This window comes from Pectobacterium sp. F1-1, assembly GCF_025643735.1.
In the GTDB taxonomy this organism is placed as follows: domain Bacteria; phylum Pseudomonadota; class Gammaproteobacteria; order Enterobacterales; family Enterobacteriaceae; genus Pectobacterium; species Pectobacterium colocasium.
The window spans coordinates 53,535-72,619 of sequence record NZ_CP104733.1 but is presented as its reverse complement, the minus strand read 5'-3'; the positions used below and the strand labels follow the sequence as shown (position 1 = coordinate 72,619).

Here is a 19,085-nt window from a genome sequence, read left to right as displayed (position 1 = left end):
AAAACAAGGAAAGTCACATGGAAAAATTCAATAACCGCCCCACACGCGGGCTTAGCTATCTGCTGATCTATCTGACCGCTATTCAGCCGTTACACCCCGCGTTCGCGGCACTCACACCAGACGGCCCACGCACGCAGGTCAACAACGCGGGTGCCGTCCCGGTCATCAATATCGCGACACCAAACGCAGCGGGTGTTTCTCACAATACCTATAAAGATTTTAGCGTCGGGACGCCTGGTGCCGTACTCAACAACAGCATTGCCGCAGGTCAATCGCAGTTGGCCGGACAGGTAAACGCTAACGCCAACCTTAATGGCAAAGCGGCCGAGCTGATTATCAACGAGGTGACGGGCTCCACCCGCTCAGACCTGCAAGGGAAGATAGAAGTCTTCGGGAATAAAGCCAACGTATTGATTGCCAACCCGAATGGCATTACCTGTGATGGATGTGGGTTCATCAACACACCTTCAGCCACGCTGACGACGGGTAAACCGGTGCTGGATCAGCAAGGCGCCCTGGAAGCGTTGGAAGTGAAAAAAGGCAGCATCACCATTGGTGGAAAAGGCCTGGACGGTTCAGCAACGGATTATGTCGATATCCTCAGCCGGGCAACTGAACTGAACGGCAAAATCAACGCAAAAAGCCTGACGCTGACTCAAGGCAGCAATCGGGTCGATTTCAAAACCGGCACGATCGCCCCCATCGCCGGAGAAGGTACCAAACCGCTGTTGGCGGTGGATACCAAAGCGCTCGGCGGTATGTATGCAGAACGCATCCGGCTCGTGGCAACCGAGGACGGAGTCGGCGCTAACGTCGCTAACCTGACCAGCTCTCAGCAAGGCATTACGCTAGACAGCAAAGGTAGAATCCAGCTCGGTAATGTTCACGCGAAAACCGATATTAATCTGAATGCACAGCAGGTCGATATTGCCGCAGGCAATACGGTGAAAAGCGACCGTGACATCACGCTTGCCAGTACCGTATTGAATAACCGAGGGAATATCATCGCGGGCGAAGATATGCGCCTGTTCAACGATACCCTGACCAACACACAGGCCACCATTCAGGCCAACAACAACCTGTGGATCCAAAAAGATGCGACGGGGAATAAAGGCGTTAAGGTCGAAAACCGCTCGGGGACGATTAAGACCAATACCGGGGATTTGGTGATTCGGACGGGTTCACTTAAAAACGTCAGAGATCAGATCATTGTAAAAGAGAAGAAGGATTTAACTTACGCCAACCTTAATGTTGAGAATGAATTACCGATTCGCGCACTTTCCGATGCGAAAACGTATATTCCCTCTATTGCTAAAAAAGAGGTTGAAGGGGAATTTATCACCTTAACGCCCAAAGCTGAAATTCATGGTGAAAAAAACCTCTATATTAATGCAACTCAACTAGAAAATAACGCCAGTAGTTTGAAATCATTTGGTAATATATTTCTTGCTGGGCAAACATTTTTAAATATTTCCCCCTTATTCAAGCAAACGGAACATACAACGAATTTTCGTTCGGAAACCGCACAGGAGCAGGCTGTCAGACGCTCAAATACGTCACAATCCGCCAGTACAACCTTCCTTGATGATGGCATGCCACTAATTCTTGCTTACTATAAAGTCAAAGATAAAGAGAGTGCCTTTAAGAGTGAACAACTGTTATCAGCAAAGGTACAGGCAACTGGGAATATTGTTGCAGATTTTGGCAATACCATTGATATAAAAAAAACTCAACAACCCATCACTCATACAGCCTCAGTACCCGTACCGTTAGACGAACTAAATATTAAAGGTGATAATGTATTACTAAAATCGAACAGAATATCTATCAACGGTGCAATTGAGTCATCGAATAGCTCCAATTTAATTTCAGGAAACACTATTCTTAAAAACGCGAATATTCTTTCGAGAAAAGATGAAATCAATATCAATTCAATTTTATCTATAAACTCAACAATATCATCATTAAGAGCCAAAAATATAAATCTTACGAGCCGTGAAGGTAATATTATCTATACGACAGATATATTACCTATATTTAACAGTGTTGGCGACCGACTGTATGCATCACTGTCTGCAGGAGAAACACTATCTTTAAATGCAGGAAACAATATTAATTTGTTTGGTGTTAACTTCAATAGTAACAAGAACACATCGTTTATTTCCAAAGGAAACATAAACATTACCAATACGCCAAATGACTCTATTACTCATAAAAAAGAAGACAATCCATTTAATAATCAAAAAAGATTTGATGATGCATTTTTCAATTTAAACAAAATATTTTCTAGTGATAGCATCCTTGTTAAATCAGGCATGGAACTTATATTACATGGGGTTTCATTTACTGCGGGTAGAAACATCGAACTAATTTCAAATAAATCAATATCCATTGAAAATAAACAGATAGGCACTAGTTATGCTAATTTCATTCCACAGACCAGAACCCCTTTATTATCAAGCGAGATAAACAGCAGAGGAAATTTGTTAATAAGTTCAGGTGGTATTACAAACATAAAATCAGCCAACTTATCGGCAACAAACAACATTAACATTATTACTGGAGATACCATATCATTACTGTCTACGCCATATTCATCTATAGAAAACCCTGATGAAGAAAATAAAGATGAACGCTACGCGATAACCAAAATCACAGCAAGAAACAACCTTACTCTTGCCACAAACGGCGATCTTATTGCATCCGGCAGTTCATTAACATCAACAGGGGATATGACCTTAAGCAGTAATGGTAAAATGGAATTCAATGCACTACAGAATCATTCAGTGCGAGAAGGTGATAAAGAGTTCAATGAATCGACAACACAACAAAATGTCGTATTAAACAGCGGTGGTGTGCTGACGCTTTTATCCAACAGCAGCATCTTATTTCAGGCCACTAGTTTACTTGCAAAAGGTGCAATGGACGTGGCTGCTAAAGGTGGATTTCTGTATGCGCAAGCCATGGAAGAAACCAATCACTATGAAATAGAATCCAGCAGTCGCACCTGGTATGGGAAAAAAGGAAAAAAGGTAAACAGACCTATCATAATGTCAGTAATAAGGTGACCGAGTTTACTGCCGGAAGCGACATCAATCTGCTTAGCCGTGATGACAGCATCTATGAAGCGAGCAAAATAGAGGCAGGTAAGAACGCTAAACTCACCAGTACTCAAGGTAAAGTCATCTTTAAGGCGGTAAAAAACACCACGTTTGAGCAGACTATCACCACATCGAAAGGCTTCTTCATTAAAAATTCCGATAGGGGATACACCAAGGACACCTGGCTATTGCCATCTATCCACGCTGGTGGTCAGTTTACCGTTGATGCCGCAACTGGAATTTCCGCTGCCGTAAAAACACGCAATGCCCAATCTCTGCAAAATGCGTTACAGACTCTCAGCAATACTCCAGGGGCGATGTGGCTGAAAGGGTTAAATACCCGTAAAGATGTGCAGTGGAACGCAGTACAGGATGCCTACACAAATTGGAACCATACCACCCAAAGTTTGAATCCAGTGGTGGGTGCCGTAATTGCCATTGCCGTTGCAGCAGTAACCGCTGGTGCAGGTCTGGCAGGGATGGCTGCAACAGCGACGGTCAATGCCGCTGGTGCGACCGGAATGACAGCCACTGTGATGTCCGGAGCAGTTTACTCAGGTATGACGGCTCTGACCTCACAGGCAGCAGTCGCACTGGTCGACAACAAAGGTAACCTTACCAAAACCATGCAAACACTGGGTAACAGTGCTTCTGTAAAATCACTAGTTACTTCAATGGCAATAGGTGGTGCGCTGGCTGGTTTTGATCAGATTTTAAAAACAGGCACAGCGGTCAGCGGCACACAGAAACTGCCCGTATTGAATAACGGAGATTGGTATAGAGTCGCACAGCGCATTGCTGGACAGTCAGTAATCAGCTCCAGCATCGGTACTGCGATTAACGGCGGCAGCTTTAAAGATAATTTCACCACGGCGCTCCTCAGTAATGTCGGCAGCCAGATCAATGCGGAAGGGGCGAAATTTATCGGGGATAACGGCGCTGTTCTTGATGTCCCGGGCAAAGCACTCAGCCATGCCGTCGTCGCGGGCATAGCAGCTGAAATAAGCGGTGGTAACGTCAAAGGCGCTGCGGCTGGTGCATTAGCGGCAGAGCTGGCTGGCGCAGTAATGGGAAGTAGTTTGTTTGAACCAAAATACAAAAGCGAGCTTGATAAACAAGTCGTTACGCTTCTAAAAATCACCCAGAAGGACGAAACCAATGCGTTAATATCCCGAGTTATCGGTTCTCTGGCCGGCGCTATTGCTACCAATTCACCTGGCGGAGTTCATAGTGCTGCCAATGCTGCCGAAATTACTTACCGGTACAACTTTCTGGAACATGAGATTGACCACATGTTTCAGGAAAATGCCAACGATATAGTGGCCGCTAAGAAAGGGGATAAAGCTGCACAGGAACGTGTTGACGCTCGTATGGCTGCGGCCATGATGATCATGGACTTTACACCTGTCGCGGGAGGGATTAAAAGTGCGTTAGAGGCACAAACAGCTCTTGATTATCTTTTAACCGCAGCAGCGATTGTCCCTGGTCTCGGAGCAGCGGGCAACGCAGCAATAAAGCAGGCCAGAAAGTATCTTAGCTCAGGGAAAATTAAAGAAGCTGAAGCGGCGTTTGAAACGGTTAAAAATGAAATAGCACTAATAGAGCGCCCTTCCTGGAGAAAATCCGAAACGGATATAGGTAAAAATCTAGGCGAAGGTTGGCGTGAACAGATCAGCTTTAAAGGCGGTAAAGAAGTCCCGCACGGCACAGCAGGCAGTGTACGTCCAGACTGGTGTTTAGGTACAACTTGTAGTATTGAAGTAAAAAATTATAATCTGGCTACTAACCAGAATGGTCTGGTTAATATCGTATCAAAACAAGCGATCGAACGTAAGGCGAATTTACCTGCGGGTATGAGGCAGGAAGTTATTATTGATATAAGGGGACAAACTGTGACTGATGCCCAAAAAAGTGCGATCATCAAAGAAATTGTCACCAAATCAAATAACATACTTAGCGCAACAGATATAGGATTCATGACGAAATGAAAAACGTAGGATTCCATGGTGGGCATACCGTCTACGAGTGCGGTACATCTCTTGATATGTATATATTTTTCCAATGCATAGCGCAGTTCGCTTCAGCGATAAGCACCAATCTGTTGACTGATGAACTTTATCACCGCTACTTGGAAAAAAATGATCTCTACCTTGCCTCTGAGCAAGCACTTCAGGTAGAAGCGCTATTTAGTCGTACTTTACCCACAGAAATAAACTGGGAAGACATTGATGGGGATATTAAATTATCAACCTTATGTCTTGATAAAGATAACTTAGCAACCATTTTTTCAGAACACTTTAAAAATTTTCATAATGCCATAAAATCGGCAGAATCTTTCTATCATGACTTTGGCACTTACATTCCTGTAAAAACCGTTATCTCTGATTTACCTTGGTTTATCGAAGATAAAAACCGTCCCCTCGAACAGTATGATGCGCTGGGGCCTAATGATCTGCCATTTTGGCTGAGATAGCATGATAAAAATTTAAAAAATAAACCTGAGCCTCTCATAAAATTGGCTCAGGTGTTATTATTAACAACCTTATAAATTATCGTGATGTATTATACGACAACTCCTTTTGGGATAAATTTTTGGTCATTCATCAATCAGGTTTAAAACAGAATGAAAACGATAGGGTTCAGTGGCGGAGATTTAGTCGTTGAGCTAGGCACAGTCAATGATCTTTCACTATTTTTTCAGTGCATTAACAATTTAACAAAATGGAAGTACCCAGATGAAAATTGGGATATTTTAGTTGATAGACTCTACAAGCGGTATCTACGTCTTGAGAAACTCTCACTCGCTAAGGAAAAAATGAATAGAGTAAGAGACCTTTTTTCTACTTTCCCAAGTACATCAATTGATTGGGATCATGAAATGATAGTCTGTCGAGAAAAAAGCTGGATAAATCCGAATCAAGCTATGCTATCAGATATATTCAAGCGTTATTTCGAAGCATTCTTAGAGTGTGTGGAATCTGCTGAAATAAATTATCAGCTTTTCAATTCATATCAAGGGTATGAATACGAAGCAGTAAAAACCGTTATTTCTGACTTACCTTGGTTTATCGAAGATAAAAATCGTCCCCTCGAACAGTATGATGCTCTGGGGCCTGATGATCTGCCATTTTGGTTGAGATAACATGATAATAATCTAAATGTAATAAACCTGATCCTGCGGCAGGCTCAGGTTTATTCAAATAATAAAAATTTTATTAAATCATCTTTATTGGTGCAGTTAATAACCCCCCCCCCCCCGGATTGATTAATATTCAACCAACAATCACATTTTGGGAAGTGTTCTTACAGTACTTTTGGTATGTAGGGAGGTTAAGGGACACAGCCTAGGTCGAACCCGTGAAGTAAAAATATCGGGATGGTTTCTTTCATCCGAAGACTTTATTTCTTCAAAAGATCTAAGGGATCATGTTGATTGGATTATCACCAAACTTGATGTTTCTCGGGAGGGTTTAAAAAAACTGAAAAATATACCTGATGTTAAAATGACACTTAGCTGTGTATGGTGGTCGGTGACGGCGGCCCCGTTCTTTGGCCAGAGCAAATGAAGGCATTAGCTGATTTAGATCTGGAATGTTCTTTTGACATCTATTTTTTCCCGAAGAATAGATGTCAAACATTATATTTAAACATAAGACATTGGTTTAAAACCAGGAAATAGAAAGGTCATCTATTAATGAAAAAAATTTAAAAAAGAACGAAATATATATATAAATGTTGTTACTTTCTATTCCTTATATCAGGAACATGCAACAACATAAAAAATCATCTGATTTATCATGCTACTATGACGCTGAACTTGTCCATAACTTGGCTTACACGATCTTGACGCCAGATTTTGAAGATCACGATATTTACTTTCTAAACAATCAGGCAAGGTATTATATCGAAAACTGTAGTGATGATATTTCAATAGCTTATAGCGGTCAAAAAGAACTTATATCATCTCTTTTTGAGATGGTTCCACAAGAAATGAAGTCTAAGCTCTTGTGGGAAGGTCCAAAATGAGAGATTAAGAGTAATTCAGACAACATCCATGAAGTTTAATTCATGGATGTTGTTAATAGTTAAAAATAATCCATAGGTAGGGGGAAGTAAACCGCTTCTCCTTACGTGCATTCAAATCAATACCCTATCGCTGCCCCGGCTGGGCGGCGGATGTCATTTGCGCCGTACAGGTAACCCTCACGCACTTTCCCGGATACCGCCGAGTCATTGCCCGAATCCGCTGGCGTGACGCCCGCCGCGCCCGGTAAGCCGACCAAAATCAGCTCTGCTGCGCCCCAAGGCGTTTGTTCCACCATCTTGTAGCCACGCTGCTTCAGCAGGTTCAGCGTATCGGCAGACAGCCCGCGCTGTTCGTAATACACCTCGTCCGGCAGCCACTGATGATGGATGCGCGGCGCGTCTACCGCTTCCTGCGGTGCCATGCCGTGATCGATGATATTCAGCGCCGTTTGCAGCGTGATAGTGATAATGCGCGAACCGCCGGGTGAGCCAAGCACCATGAAGACCTTGCCGTCTTTCGTCACCAGCGACGGGCTCATGGACGAAAGTGGGCGCTTACCGGGGGCGATCGAATTACGCTCCCCTTGCACCAACCCGTACAGGTTTTTCTCGCCCACTTTCACCGTGAAGTCATCCATTTCGTTATTGAGGAAGAAACCTGTTCCCGGCGCAATCACCACCGAACCAAAACGCCCGTTCACGGTATACGTGGTGGACACCGCATTGCCTTGATTATCCACGATGGAATAGTGCGTGGTTTCCGGTCGCTCGTGCGGGCCGATCCCCGGCTGCACGTTTTTGGACGGCGTCGCGTTCTCCGGTTCGATTTGTTTGCGAATTTCAGCGGCATAATCCTTACTCAACAACCGCTCAACGGGGTTACTAACAAATGCCGGGTCGCCGAGGTAGGTGTTGCGATCCATGTAAGCATGACGCATCGCTTCCGTCAGCACATGAACGGTGGCCGCCGAGTTAAAGCCTGCCGATTTAATGTCGTAACCTTCGACAATATTGAGAATTTCACACATGGTGACGCCACCGGAACTGGGCGGCGGCGAGGAGACAAATTGATAACCGCGATAATTACAGGTTACCGGCGCCGTTTCGGTAATGCGATAATCGGCAAAATCAGCCGCCGTCAGAATGCCGCCGCCCTGCTTTGCCGCTTTCTCCACCGCCTGCGGAATTTCACCTTTATAGAAGGCATCCGGCCCTTTCGCGGCAATCGCCGCCAGCGTATTCGCCAGATCGGTTTGTACCAGCTTATCACCGGGCTGCAACGGGCTGCCGTCGGGACGCAGGAAAATGCGCGCCGCTTCAGGATCGGCTTTGAAGCGTTTTACGGTAGTGTCCAGAATATCGGTGTCTGCCCGCGTCAGCTCAAAGCCTTCACGTGCCAGCTTAATCGCCGGGGCCATTACCTGTTCACGCGTCAATTTGCCGTATTTTTGTAGCGCGGTATCCAGCCCCAGCACCGTTCCCGGTACGCCAGCGGCCAGATAGCCGTACAGGCTCGCATCTTTTTTCACGCTCCCATCCGCGTTCAAATACATGTTGGCGCTGGCCGCCGCAGGTGCCGTTTCACGGAAGTTGATAAAGGTGTCTTTCCCATCGGCCAGATGCAGCGTCATAAACCCACCGCCACCAATATTGCCACAGCAGGGGTTCACCACCGCCTGCGCGTAGCCCACGGCCACGGCGGCATCAATCGCATTGCCGCCCATCTTCATGATATCGACACCAATCTGCGAAGCCAGATACTGCGAGCTGACCACCATGCCGTTTTTCGCTTCCACCGCAGGGGCAGACGCCGCCTGCACAGCCCCACTCACCAGCAGCGCCGTCACACTCAGTGACAGCAGCCATTTTCCCGATGCCACCCTTCCCAATGTCGTGTTTCTTATTCTCATGGAGACCCCTTTATCCCGTTGATTTCACTGACTGCTTTTAGCTCTACCCTCTTGCGAAGCCAACTTGCAAAGTCCGCGCCAGAAAATGACCACGGCTTAACGGATCCGTCAGCACCAGTAAAAAGCGTAGGAAAGGCATGAGAAATTGCGAAAATAGCCGCGTAGCTTTGCGACGCTGCACGATAAATACGCCCCATTACGGGACACGCAGCTCACGGCTGTCGCACGGGTCGCCATGAGCGCAGCCGTGCACCAAACACATTCACCAACAAGCCGAGCATGATCAGCACCGCGCCCACAATCTGTAATAGTGAGAGCGATTCACCCAGAAAAATGGCGGCGCTCACCAACCCAACGACGGGAACCAGCAGCGACAAAGGTGCCACACGCCAGGTTTCATAGCGTGCCAGCAAGCTGCCCCAAATCCCGTAACCGATGATGGTTGCCGCAAACGCCAGATAGGCCAAAGACAAGATCGTCGGCAGTTGGATCGTCATTAAACTATGGACAATCGCGTCTCCGCCTTCGAACAACCAGGAACTGATGAAAAACGGCACGACAGGCACCAGCGCGCCCCACACCACCAGCGACATGATGCGTACATCGCTGTTTTTGCTCATGATAATTTTATTGATGATGTTACCCACCGCCCATGACAGCGCCGCCGCCAGCGTCAGCAGCAGCGTGGTGGTGGTCATACCGGAAGACATTTGCAGCGCCGTGCGACCTTCAGCCAGCACCACCATCCCCATCGCCGCCACCAGAATCCCAACCACATGATTCCAGCGCAGCTTTTCTGACAGCAACACCGCGCCAACCAGCAGCGTAAAAAAGGCCTGAGCCTGTAACACCAGCGAGGCAATCCCTGCGGGCATGCCCAGCTTGATAGCAAGAAACAGAAAACCAAACTGACCGAAGCTGATGGTCATGCCGTAGGCAACCAGCCATTTCAGGGGAATACGCGGAAAAGGCACAAAGAAAATAGCCGGGAGCGCCACCAGCGAAAAACGCAGCCCTGCCAGCAAAAAGGGCGGCATGTCGTTCAGCCCGACCTTGATCACCACAAAATTCACACCCCATAACACCACAACACACAGCGCAAGCAGCGCATCTTTCAACGGCATCCTCATCCCCTGATCAAATAGGTAACCCATACCCTCTTCAAGGTACGCGTAAAATGAAAAAACGAATAAGAAAAGATAATTATGACATTACGTGACAATGACTAAGCGGAATCATGGACAAGCAGAAGAATGGGGTGGAATAGCCGACCACCTGACCCGTGGTCGGCATAGATCGCAGCTACTCGATGGCGATAGGTTTTTCCGTCAGCGTGGTGGTGTTGTCACCCTGAATGGCTTTCACTTTCTGTTCCGTTTTCTGTACCGCCTCTGCGCTACTCAACAGGCTGTATGTCAGCTCAAACGTCGTGCTCTGGCCGGGTTGTAGCTTTTTAACCCGCCCTTGCTCACGCTCAATCGTCACCGGGTAGGCGTAGTTAGTGCCGGGCTCGATCCCCGTGACGTAGCCCTGTTTTTCCGTGTCCGTGTTTTTCCACAGCGTCAGCAACGGCAGTTGATGGGTGTCAAAGGCAATCGACACGCCCTTATCACCCGCCTTGTTCACCAGCGCCGCCAGCGTTTTGCCCTGTGCATCCGTGTACGGCGTAATGTTGAACACCATTTCATCAAAGTCTTTCGTCGGCCCTTTATAGGTTTGCCAGCTGGCCAGACCCGCTTTAGCGTGGTCATTAAACGGAGAAATCTCTTTCACCGGCGCGATGAAACGTGCGCCTTCTTCCAGAATCGGCGTGCCAAAATTGCTGTGGTAGATAATTTGGTAGTCACGCGGGTAATCCGCTTTGTTGGTCAGCACATCGTGCACGGTAAACGACTCGCTGCCGGGGACGTAACGCAGCTCGGTCCAGGTTTCCAGATTCGACTTCTTAAAGCTGTTTTCTTTCAGCAGGCCTCGTACCGTAATGGTATGCGGGGCTTTATCGCTGACTTCCACGACCACTTTTGAAGCTGGTGTGTTGCCCGCACGGCCATGCAGGGTATAGATCATGCCCTCGCTAACGACCGGGTGCCCCGTCCATTCAAATCCGCAACGCACCATCATCTCATTGAAACCTTCCAGCCAGCCCAGTCCATTACGGCTTTCCAGATTGATGGTGTTCGGGTTTACGACCTCATCAACCGGCGAATCCCACCCCAAACGGATGTTTTTGCCCGTTACATGCAGTAAATTCATCCCTCGCGTCGGGCTGAGAGCAATTTTCAGCCCGTCCTGGCTGGTAATCGTAATCACTTTACTGCCTTCCTGACGTCCGCCGTGCAGGACTTTTTGCTCAATGCTGAAATGCTGATTTTTTATCTTCAGGGCCTCACTGCCAATTTGCCAGTTTCCCTTTTCTACACTGCCTTCAGCATCTGTCAGCACAAACGTCTGCGCCGATAATTGCCATGATGTCAGCGCCAATGTAATGCCTATAGCAAGTAATTTTTTCATGTTGATCATCCCTCTTTGCTGAATTGTTTTAGCTAATGCGGGCTAAAGACTACAAATCAGCTGATGGTCAGAATGTGATAGCTATCACCAGATAGAAAAATTCAGCATTGTCGCGTTATTTATCCGATTAGCATCACTAACTCACCATGAATGGCATCTATATTTACAGAATTATTGAGATATTGATCGGTAAAAGCTGACATCGTTTCAGCCACATAAAACATGTCGCCTAAAATCCTTTTCTCGCCAACATGGCTTTCAGACATTCATGCTGAATTTCAAGTATGTTGCGAGATAAAAAATTATCAGATTGTTTTTTGACCACATTGCACCCTATTGGCGCAAGCGCTATGGTTGCCGCTAACCTGTGTACGATCACTGATAAATAAACTATGAACTTTTCTCTTTTCGGCAAGAAATTCACGCGCCACGCTGGCATCACCCAATTAATGGACGACCTGAACGAAGGGCTACGTACGCCAGGCGCAATCATGCTGGGGGGCGGCAATCCGGCACACATTCCGGAGATGGATCTCTACTTCCAGCAGTTGTGTCAGGATATGCTGGAACAAGGGAAATTAACGGAAGCGCTATGCAACTACGATGGCCCGCAAGGTAAGGACACGCTGCTTACTGCACTGGCCGAACTCCTGAGTAATGAATTAGGCTGGCAGATTGGACCACAGAACATTGCGCTGACAAATGGCAGCCAGAGTGCGTTTTTCTACTTATTTAACCTGTTTGCAGGTCGCCACAGCGATGGCAGCCTGAAAAAGGTGCTGTTCCCACTGGCGCCAGAATATATCGGCTATTCGGATTCCGGGCTGGACGACAACATGTTCGTCTCCATACGCCCACAGATCGAGCTATTGCCTGAAGGGCAATTTAAATATCACGTCGATTTCGATCACCTGTCGATTACCGATGACATCGGGCTGGTCTGCGTATCTCGCCCGACCAATCCGACCGGTAACGTGCTGACCGACGACGAGCTGATGCGTTTGGATATTCTGGCGCAGCAGCACAAGGTTCCCTTGCTGATTGATAACGCCTATGGCGTGCCTTTCCCCGGCATCATCTTCAGCGACGCAACGCCGCTGTGGAACCCGAATATCATCCTGTGCATGAGCCTGTCCAAGCTGGGCCTGCCCGGTTCACGCTGCGGTATCGTGATTGCAGATGAAAAGGTGATTTCCGCGATCGGCAACATGAACGGCATCATTAGCCTGTCTCCAGGTGCGGTCGGGCCGGCACTGGCGCACGAGATGATTCAGCGTGGCGATCTGCTGCGCTTATCTAACGACGTCATACGCCCGTTCTACCAGCAGCGCGTAACAGAAACTATCGCCATTATTCGCCGCTACCTGTCGCCCGAGCAGTGCCTGATTCATAAACCGGAAGGGGCGATCTTCCTCTGGCTGTGGTTTAAGGATCTGCCTATCACGACGGAAATCCTGTACCAGCGCCTGAAAAAACGCGGTGTTCTCGTGGTGCCGGGCCACTATTTCTTCCCCGGTCTGGATCAGGACTGGCCGCACGCCAACCAGTGCATGCGCATGAACTATGTGCCGGAGCCGGAGAAAATCGAACAGGGTATTGCGATTCTGGCGGAAGAAGTGGAAAAGGCGATGCAGGAAGCCTAATTCACCACGATTGTCGCAATAGTAGCGGCTAACTCGCGGCGCGACAGTCACGTTTCCACTCACCTACGCCAGCACAGCGTAGGTGAGGTGAAGGCAAACTAGGCGACGGCGCTACCCTGTTCGTCCTGATCAACAGCGAAGCAGGCAACCTGCTGTTCGCCGTAGGTTTTCAACTGCGGCTGGAACTGCGTGCAGGTGCTGAAGCAGCGCTGGCAGCGGGCGTTGAACGCACAGCCCGGCGGTGGATTCAGCGGGCTGGGCAGCTCGCCCGTCAGCTTGATGCGTTCGCGGCGTAAATCCGGGTTCAGGCGCGGCGTCGCGGACAGTAACGCCTGTGTATACGGGTGACGCGGGTTGTTGAAAATGGCATCTTTACTGCCCTTCTCGACACAGCGACCCAGATACATCACCATCACTTCATCAGCGATATGTTCGACGACGGACAGGTCGTGCGAGATGAAGACGTAAGACAGCCCCAAGTCCTGCTGCAAATCCATCATCAGGTTCAGCACCTGTGCACGCACCGACACGTCCAGCGCCGACACCGGTTCATCGGCAATCACCACGTCCGGGTCCAGCATCAACCCACGGGCAATAGCGATACGCTGACGCTGGCCGCCGGAGAACATATGCGGATAGCGGTCATAATGTTCCGTTTTCAGCCCGACTTTCGCCATCATCGCCAGTGCTTTTTCACGGCGTTCGGCTTTTGACAGTTCCGTGTTGATCAGCAGCGGTTCTTCGAGGATCTGTCCGACTTTCTTACGCGGGTTCAGCGATCCATAAGGATTCTGGAACACGATCTGGATCTTCTGCCGACGCAGCTTCTGCGCTTCAGGATCGGGCTTCAGTAGATCCTGCCCCTGATAGTACAGCTCGCCGTCAGACGGGGTTTCGATCATCGTCAGCAGACGGCCAAGCGTGGATTTTCCACAGCCAGACTCTCCCACCACCGCCAGCGTTTTACCGCGCTCCAGCGTAAAGGAAACGCCGTCCAGCGCTTTCACCATCCGCTCCGGCGCAAAAAAGCCTTTCTTCACCGGGTAGTGTTTTTTCAAATCAATCGCATGCAGTAAATACGGCTGCGATGTGGCGTTCAGTTCACTCATAGGGTCGGTCTCCCCGCATCATCCAGCGGTGTATGACATTTCACCTGACGACCAAGGAATATCGCGCAGTGCAGGTTCTTCCTGACGGCAACGGTCCTGCGCATAGGGGCAGCGTGGGTTTAACAGACAGCCGTTAGGGCGATCGTACTTGCCCGGCACCACGCCCGGCAGCGATGCCAGCCGAGATTTGTCCGCCGCAAACTCCGGCAGCGCACGCAGTAATGCCTGGGTATACGGATGGCGGGGCGCACTGAAAATGTCCGCCGCTTTGCCTGATTCCACCACCTGACCGGCATACATCACGATGATGTGGTGTGCCGCTTCGGCCACTAGCGCCAAATCGTGCGTGATCAGGATCAGTGCCATATTCTCGCGCTGTTGCAGTTCGAGCAGCAGTTCAATGATCTGTGCCTGAATGGTCACGTCCAGCGCCGTGGTTGGCTCATCGGCAATCAGCAGCTTCGGCCGACAGGCAATCGCCATCGCAATCATCACGCGCTGGCTCATCCCGCCGGAAAGCTGGTGCGGATACACATCGAGACGCGAAGCCGGATCGGGAATCCCAACCAGCGTCAGCAGGTCAATCGCCCGCTGACGACGGGTTTTGCGGTTACCGCCCTGATGCACCTTGATGGCTTCCATGATCTGGTAGCCCACGGTGTAGCACGGGTTCAGACTGGTCATCGGGTCCTGGAAGATCATCGCGACCTCAGAACCCACCAGATTACGCCGTTCTTTCTCGGAAATTTGCTTTAAATCGCGCTGGTTAAATTCCAGCTTGTCGGCCATCACTTTGCCGGGGTAGTCAATCAGCCCCATTATCGCCAGCGAGCTGACGGATTTACCGGAGCCGGATTCCCCGACGATACCGACCACCTGCCCTTCTTCCACCTGATAACTGATGCGATCGACCGCCCGAAACGGCAAATCCTCGTCACCAAAGTGAACCGACAGTTTATCTACATTGAGCAACGCCATCTCTCTACCTCTGTTACTGCTTGAGTTTGGGGTCGAGAGCATCACGCAAGCCGTCCCCCATCAGGTTAAACGCCAATACCGTCAGTAAGATTGCCAAACCGGGGAACGTCACCACCCACCAGGCGCTTTGCGCAAACTGCAAAACGTCCGAGAGCATGGTGCCCCACTCTGGCGTTGGCGGCTGTGCGCCCATACCGAGGAAACCCAAAGCAGCCATATCAAGAATGGCGTTAGAAAAGCCGAGAGACGCCTGCACAATCAGCGGTGCCAGGCAGTTAGGAAGAATGTTGACGAACATCTGGCGCGCCGAACCGGCTCCCGCCACGCGTGAAGCCGTGACGTAATCGCGGTTAACCTCCACCAGCACCGCCGCGCGGGTTAAACGGACGTAGTGCGGCAATGCCACGAAGGTCAGCGCCAGCGAGGCGTTCACAATCGAAGGCCCAAAAACGGCCACCAGCACCAACGCCAGCAGCAGGCTTGGCAGTGCCAGCATGATATCGACGATACGCATGATGAGCGCATCAACCACACCGCCAAAATACCCGGCCAGCAGGCCGAAGATCACCCCCAGCACCAGCGACAGCGCCACCACCAGACAGCCGACCAGCAGCGACAGACGTGCGCCATACATCAGGCGGGACAGGACATCACGCCCGACATCATCGGTGCCCAGAATGAACTGCCAGCTTCCGCCCTCTTGCCAGACAGGCGGACGAAGCAACGCGTCGCGGAACTGCTCGGCAGGGGCATGTGGTGCCAACACGTTGGCGCCAATGGCGATAATCAGCATCAGCACGACATACACCATGCCGACGACCGCCCCTTTGTTACGTTTAAAATAGTGCCAGAATTCCTGTAGCGGGGTCATCGGCTTCGGTGCGCTGTTTACAACAGGTTCAGTGACATTTGTCATCTTAGCCTTCCCCTTATTTCTTGTGACGGATGCGTGGGTTAACCACGCCGTAGAGCACATCCACCAGCAGGTTAACCAGAATGATCATGGTTGCTACCAGCAGCACGCCGCCCTGAACCACCGGATAGTCACGACGCTGCAACGCATCGATCAACCACCGTCCCAGCCCCGGCCAGGAGAAAATGGTTTCCGTCAGGATCGCTCCGGCCAGCATAGTGCCGACCTGCAAGCCAATGACCGTCACCACCGGCAGCATTGCATTACGCAACGCATGCACGACAATCACGCGCAGACGGCTCAGCCCTTTGGCGCGGGCGGTACGGATGTAATCCTCACCCAGCACTTCCAGCATTGCGGAACGCGTCATACGCACAATCACTGCCAGAGGAATGGTGCCCAACACAATGGCAGGCAGAATCATGTGTTCAACCGCGTCGATAAAATCGCCTTTCTCGCCCCAGAACAGAGTGTCGATCAGCATAAAGCCAGTCAGCGGCATGCTGTCGTCAAGAAACACAGTATCGCTGATGCGCCCCGAAACGGGCGTGAGGTCAAGTTGAACGGAGACCAGCATGATCAGCATCATGCCCCACCAGAAGATAGGCATGGAGTAACCCGTCAGCGCCAGGCCAACAGAGGTATGATCGAAAACAGAGCCGCGTTTGACCGCAGCCAGCACACCAACCGGAATCCCAACCGCGATAGCAAACAACATCGCGCAGATACCCAGTTCCAGCGTCGCCTTGAAGCGAGGCACAAATTCTTCCCACACGGGGATGCGACTCTTGAGGGAGATTCCCAGATCGCCCTGCAACACACCGCCGATATAGTGGATGTATTGTTGCCAAAGCGGCTTGTCCAGCCCCATTTCAGCCAGCAATTGCGCATGGCGCTCGGCGGAAATACCGCGTTCCCCCGCCATGATCATCACCGGGTCGCCCGGAATCATATGCACGAATGCGAAGGTCAACAGGGTGATACCAATAAACGTTGGGATAACCAGCCCCAAACGCCGGAGTATGAACTGCAACATATCCCGAACTCTCTATTCATGCCTGCTGGCTCGTTGGCCATCAGGCTTATCATTGCTCACAGCATAAAAAATCGTCAGGAACGATTTTAAACGTCGTGGACGACGGCCCACAGGGTGTGTGGGCAGGAAGCCCACCATAAAATTTAACGGGCAAGAAACCCCGCCTACACGGCTCCTCTAACGAGAAACCGCAAGGTCGGGGTTTTCAATGTCCGTGAAAAACGAGTGGCTGACTTAATCCAACGTCACGTTGTTGAAGCTATGCACACCACGCGGCTGAACCACATAACCTTTCACATTTTTACGTACTGGTTCATACACGGTGGAGTGCGCAACAATAAGTGCCGGAGCCTGATCGTGCATCACCACCTGTGCTTGTTTGTACAGCTCAATACGTTTTTCGTGATCGGAAACGGCGCGCGCGGGTTGGATCAAATCTTCAAACGGCTTGTAGCACCACTTGGAGTAGTTGGAGCCATTTTTAGCTGCATCGCAGCTGAACAGGGTCGCGAAGAAGTTATCCGGATCCCCGTTGTCACCCGTCCAGCCCATTAGCACGGTCTGGTGTTCGCCGTCTTTCGCACGCTTCAGATACTCGCCCCACTCGTAGGTGACGATTTTGGCTTTCACGCCAACTTTCGCCCAGTCGGACTGAATCATTTCCGCCATACGACGTGCGTTCGGGTTGTACGGACGCTGTACTGGCATCGCCCACAGGTCGATTGAGAAACCGTCAGCCATACCCGCTTCTTTCAGCAGTGCTTTCGCTTTTTCAGGATCGTAGCTGTAGTCTTTAACGTCGTTGTTGTAGCCCCACATGGTCGGCGGGATCAGGTTGGTCGCAGCCTGACCAGCACCCTGATAAACCGCTTCGATGATGGCAGACTTGTTCACCGCATAGTTCAACGCCTGACGAATCTTGACGTTATCCAGCGGTTTTTTCTCAACGTTGTAAGCCAGATAGCCGACGTTCAGGCCAGGCTGCTCAAGCAACGTGATGTTTTTATCTTCTTTCATCTTCGCGAGATCGGCCGGGTTAGGATACGGCATGATCTGGCATTCATCTTTTTGCAGCTTGGCGTAACGTACAGAAGCATCTGGCGTGATGGAGAAGACCAGACGGTCAATACCCGGCTTGGTGCCCCAGAAGCCTTCAAAGGCTTTGTACAGAATACGGGAGTCTTTTTGGTACTGCTGTAGCTGGAACGGACCTGTACCGATTGGGTTCAGGTCGATTTTCTCCGGCGTACCGGCTTTCAGCATCTTATCGGCGTATTCCGCTGACAGGATGGAAGCAAAATCCATCGCCAAATCGGCAAGGAACGGCGCTTCAGGGCGAGTCAGCACAAAGCGGACGGTATAGTCATCGACTTTTTCAATTTTGCTGATCAGCTCTGGCATCCCCATACCCTGATAGTATTCATAGCTGCCGCCAGACACTTTGTGGTACGGATGGTTGGCATCCTGCTGACGCATGAAGGAGAAAATCACGTCATCAGCATTGAACTCGCGGGAAGGTTTGAAATCTTTGCCGTCTTGCCATTTCACGCCTTTACGCAGATGGAAAGTATAGGTTTTGCCATCTTCGCTAATATCCCATTTTTCAGCCAACCCTGGAGTGGTGTCCGTGGTGCCGTCTTTAAATTCCACCAGGCGGTTATAAATAGGAATAGAGCTGGCATCAAATGTCGTACCGGAGGTGAACAGCTGTGGGTTAAAACCTTCCGGGGAGCCTTCTGAGCAGTAAACCAGCGTTTTTGCCTGAACGCCTGCGGCGACGGACATGGCGAGCAAGCCAAGGCCGAATTTCAACACCCTTGATTTAACCAGGGATTTTTCCATTACTTGTGCTCCATTG

At 49.9% G+C, this 19,085-nt stretch carries 13 protein-coding genes and 2 pseudogenes; 6 read left to right on the top strand and 9 right to left on the bottom strand.

Going from position 1 to position 19,085, the window contains the following annotated elements; translation table 11 throughout:
• The first annotated feature begins 17 nt into the window (after positions 1-17).
• From NAL19_RS21745 to NAL19_RS00290, 5 genes and pseudogenes are all read left to right on the top strand, one after another.
• Positions 18-5,089 (top strand): annotated as a pseudogene (locus tag NAL19_RS21745) (DUF637 domain-containing protein).
• Positions 5,086-5,574, top strand: a complete 489-nt coding sequence (locus NAL19_RS00305) for a hypothetical protein (protein WP_263058448.1) — start codon at positions 5,086-5,088, stop codon at positions 5,572-5,574. The pseudogene NAL19_RS21745 and the gene NAL19_RS00305 overlap by 4 nt, the downstream one beginning before the upstream one ends.
• A gap of 150 nt (positions 5,575-5,724) precedes the next feature.
• The gene (locus NAL19_RS00300; RefSeq protein WP_263058447.1) at positions 5,725-6,243 is read left to right on the top strand and encodes a hypothetical protein; all 519 of its coding nucleotides are present in this window, start codon (positions 5,725-5,727) and stop codon (positions 6,241-6,243) included.
• A gap of 148 nt (positions 6,244-6,391) precedes the next feature.
• A complete protein-coding gene (locus tag NAL19_RS00295) occupies positions 6,392-6,667 on the top strand; it encodes a DUF4279 domain-containing protein (RefSeq protein ID WP_317630300.1) in 276 nt (91 codons plus the stop codon).
• A gap of 166 nt (positions 6,668-6,833) precedes the next feature.
• Positions 6,834-7,127 (top strand): zinc ABC transporter substrate-binding protein, encoded by a 294-nt coding sequence (locus NAL19_RS00290; RefSeq protein ID WP_263058446.1) that lies wholly within the window; start codon positions 6,834-6,836, stop codon positions 7,125-7,127.
• 116 nt (positions 7,128-7,243) lie between these two features.
• Here NAL19_RS00290 and ggt read toward each other — a convergent pair whose 3' ends face one another.
• From ggt to NAL19_RS00270, 4 genes are all read right to left on the bottom strand, one after another.
• The gene (gene ggt, locus NAL19_RS00285; protein WP_263058445.1) at positions 7,244-9,037 is read right to left on the bottom strand and encodes a gamma-glutamyltransferase; all 1,794 of its coding nucleotides are present in this window, start codon (positions 9,035-9,037) and stop codon (positions 7,244-7,246) included.
• A gap of 212 nt (positions 9,038-9,249) precedes the next feature.
• On the bottom strand, positions 9,250-10,161 hold the full coding sequence (locus NAL19_RS00280; RefSeq protein WP_263058444.1) for an EamA family transporter: 912 nt from the start codon (positions 10,159-10,161) through the stop codon (positions 9,250-9,252).
• Between the two features lie 178 nt (positions 10,162-10,339).
• On the bottom strand, positions 10,340-11,548 hold the full coding sequence (locus NAL19_RS00275) for an aldose 1-epimerase family protein (RefSeq protein ID WP_263058443.1): 1,209 nt from the start codon (positions 11,546-11,548) through the stop codon (positions 10,340-10,342).
• Positions 11,549-11,667: 119 nt separating this feature from the next.
• The gene (locus NAL19_RS00270) at positions 11,668-11,814 is read right to left on the bottom strand and encodes a hypothetical protein (RefSeq protein WP_263058442.1); all 147 of its coding nucleotides are present in this window, start codon (positions 11,812-11,814) and stop codon (positions 11,668-11,670) included.
• A gap of 126 nt (positions 11,815-11,940) precedes the next feature.
• On the opposite strand from NAL19_RS00270, the gene NAL19_RS00265 reads away from it, so the two are divergent.
• Positions 11,941-13,191, top strand: a complete 1,251-nt coding sequence (locus NAL19_RS00265; RefSeq protein WP_263058441.1) for a valine--pyruvate transaminase — start codon at positions 11,941-11,943, stop codon at positions 13,189-13,191.
• A 98-nt stretch (positions 13,192-13,289) separates the two neighbouring features.
• On the opposite strand, the gene dppF is transcribed toward NAL19_RS00265, so the two are convergent.
• The 5 genes and pseudogenes from dppF to dppA form a co-directional block, all read right to left on the bottom strand.
• Positions 13,290-14,300: a dipeptide ABC transporter ATP-binding subunit DppF gene (gene dppF, locus NAL19_RS00260; RefSeq protein ID WP_263058440.1), complete on the bottom strand. Its 1,011-nt coding sequence runs from the start codon at positions 14,298-14,300 to the stop codon at positions 13,290-13,292.
• Positions 14,297-15,278 (bottom strand): annotated as a pseudogene (gene dppD, locus NAL19_RS00255) (dipeptide ABC transporter ATP-binding protein). Before dppD ends, dppF begins: the two are co-directional and overlap by 4 nt.
• Before the next feature lie 13 nt (positions 15,279-15,291).
• Entirely contained in the window at positions 15,292-16,194 is a 903-nt protein-coding gene (dppC, locus tag NAL19_RS00250) for a dipeptide ABC transporter permease DppC (RefSeq protein WP_225086403.1), read from the bottom strand.
• A 13-nt stretch (positions 16,195-16,207) separates the two neighbouring features.
• On the bottom strand, positions 16,208-17,227 hold the full coding sequence (dppB, locus tag NAL19_RS00245; RefSeq protein ID WP_263058439.1) for a dipeptide ABC transporter permease DppB: 1,020 nt from the start codon (positions 17,225-17,227) through the stop codon (positions 16,208-16,210).
• Positions 17,228-17,461: 234 nt separating this feature from the next.
• Complete coding sequence (dppA, locus tag NAL19_RS00240; RefSeq protein WP_263058438.1) at positions 17,462-19,069, bottom strand: dipeptide ABC transporter periplasmic-binding protein DppA; 1,608 nt, start codon at positions 19,067-19,069, stop codon at positions 17,462-17,464.
• Between the last annotated feature and the right edge of the window lie 16 nt (positions 19,070-19,085).